Consider the following 2,392-nt stretch of genomic DNA (forward strand, 5'->3'; position numbering starts at 1 on the left):
TAAGACCCCTCGGCCCGGAGGGCCGTCAACCTTTTCCTCTGAACCCTCTGAACCCGGGCCGCAGGGCGGCCCTTTTATGCCTTCGGATCAAACCCCAGCTGCACCGCTTCTTCGGTGAGTTCGTTTTTGTTACTGCTCCCCGGGAACCACTGGATGCGCAGGGGGAGGCGGAAGGTCTTGGTGAAATCTTTGATGAGGTTCTGCACTGCATGGGCAGGAACGTCGAAGTTGTCCCGGCTGGTGTATATGCGAAGGTCCATGGCCTGTTTGGAAACGCTGCATACGAGACGGGTGATGCACTGCTCATGGCTTTCGTCAAGCCCTTCGGCCAGAGCCAGAAAGAGGGCCATCATGCGTACTTCCTTCATCTGCAGGTCTGAGAGAATGCGGACGTGGGTGCTGGATTTTAAAAATTTGCTGGAATAACCGTGATGGAAGGCACAGATGAGGGCGCACATGATCTGCTCACGATGGGACCAGCCGAAGATGTGGGCGTTGGCGGTGATGTAGGCACTGTGCCTTGCGTGGCTGTAATAGTTGACGATGGTGCCTGTGTCATGGAGAAGGCCGGCAGCGGCAAGGATATGGCGCATGCGGTCATTCAGATGATGGGCTTTTTTCCACTGGTCGAACATGGAAAGGGCCATGGCGGTCACGTAGGAGGTATGGAAATCGTATTCCAGAGGCAGGGTGTAAAGGTAATTTTTTACAGAGGAAATGAGCATGTCATGCTTCCAGTGTCCGTCTTTGTCGTAAATGGGGTCATAATAGTGGAAGAAGAGGCCCTCGCGGAGACCGCAGCCGGAAATGGTGAGATAGGAGGAACGGGCCTTCCGCACGATTTCCTGGACCACCAGGGAGCCGGCAATGATGATATCCGCCCGTTCTTCCGAAAGCCCGGAAATTTTCTGCCTTTCTTCATAGGTTTTTCCGCAGATGGATTTTACCATGGAAAAGAGACTTTCCACAGGAAGGTTGTAATTATGAAGCTTGGGCAGGGGATAGGAGGAAGCACGCTGGTGCACTTTGGCCAGATTTCGCACTGTGCCTCCTACTCCGATGACTTCAATGGGTTCCCTGGGAAACCACGGGATTTCATCAAGCTTTTTTTGGATAAATTCTTTGATTTCAGTGATTTTACTCCAGGGGACGGTGCCGGAAGACCGGAACATTTCCGTCAAAGTTACAGCGCCCATGGGAATGCTGATAGAGTGTACTCTTTTTTTATCCTGAACCAGGGAAATTTCCACACTGGCGCCGCCCAGATCGAAAAGAAGGAAATCTTTCCGGTCGATGGTGTGGATGACACCGGAAAATCCAAGGGCTGCCTCCGCTTTCCCGCTGATAATGGTCATGGGAATGCCGGTGGTAAGCCGCACCCTTTTCAGGAAGGAAGCGCCGTTGATGGCGTTCCGCACGGCGGCAGTCGCCACGGCCAGCACCTTCTTTACCTTCTGTACGGCGATAATGTGGGCATAGACCGCAAGGCAGTTTAGAGCCCGCTGCTGCGCTTCTTCCGTGAGCTGGCGGGACTCCAGGGTCATGCCTTCGGCCAGGCGGATGGATTTCTTTTCCTGGTACACCAGTTTGTAAGAACCGTGGGCGCCAATCTGCATGATGACAAACCGGATGGAATTGGAACCCAGGTCGATGATTGCAATACGTTCCATAGTGTCTCCTTTGACGGCAGATTTTCATGATTGAGTTTATGAGAAAGAAAAAGCTGCCTTTCATGACTCTATTTTACAACAGATGGACCATAGATGATAGAAGGAGGAGCTGTCCGCTGACCGAATGCCGGCTTGTGGGAAAATGACAAATGGGGAAGGAAGGCGGCGCCCTGCATAATGAGTGCGCCTTTTATGATGAAATCGGTGTAGGGAGCTGGTGAGCTGGTGAACTAGTGTACTAGTGTACTGGTGAACTAGTGTACTGGTGAACTAGGGAAGCACTGATTAATTCATAGAGTTTGCTTTTATAAGAATTTTTATGCACTGCTTCGTCATGAGGCTCCTTAAATAGCTTGCTATTCGCGTCACCTCATTCCTCGCATTGCATAAAAATTCAAGAATAAAATCAAACAACGAATTAATCAGCGCTTCCCTAGCCTGCCCAATAAGAGGCCTTCCTTTTAGTCGGCTGACCGATCGACAGGCAGTATTCTGCAGGGAGATTTGAGGGCTCCGTTTCACTGGCTCCATGAAAATCTGATTCATACCAGCACGTACCACCGCTCGAAATGACGGGGACCGCAATGATGACACAAAAGCCAGCCCCGTAACGCTGACTTTATATTGCGCCTATAGGGCGCCTCCACAACCCTCGGGCCCAAAGGGCCCGTCAGTCGAGTAGACGGAATCAGATTACTCTGTCCGCCCCTCACAGAACCGTA

General features: G+C 51.7%; 1 protein-coding gene. It reads right to left on the bottom strand.

Features of this window, described 5'->3' with window-relative positions:
• Positions 1 to 74: 74 nt before the first annotated feature.
• Positions 75 to 1,670 carry a Ppx/GppA phosphatase family protein gene (locus tag Q0482_RS07235; protein WP_299145075.1) on the bottom strand — a complete coding sequence of 532 codons (1,596 nt, stop codon included), beginning with the start codon at positions 1,668 to 1,670 and terminating at the stop codon, positions 75 to 77.
• Positions 1,671 to 2,392: the final 722 nt, after the last annotated feature.

Source organism: uncultured Dialister sp. (genome assembly GCF_937959425.1).
Classification (GTDB): Bacteria; Bacillota; Negativicutes; order Veillonellales; family Dialisteraceae; genus Dialister.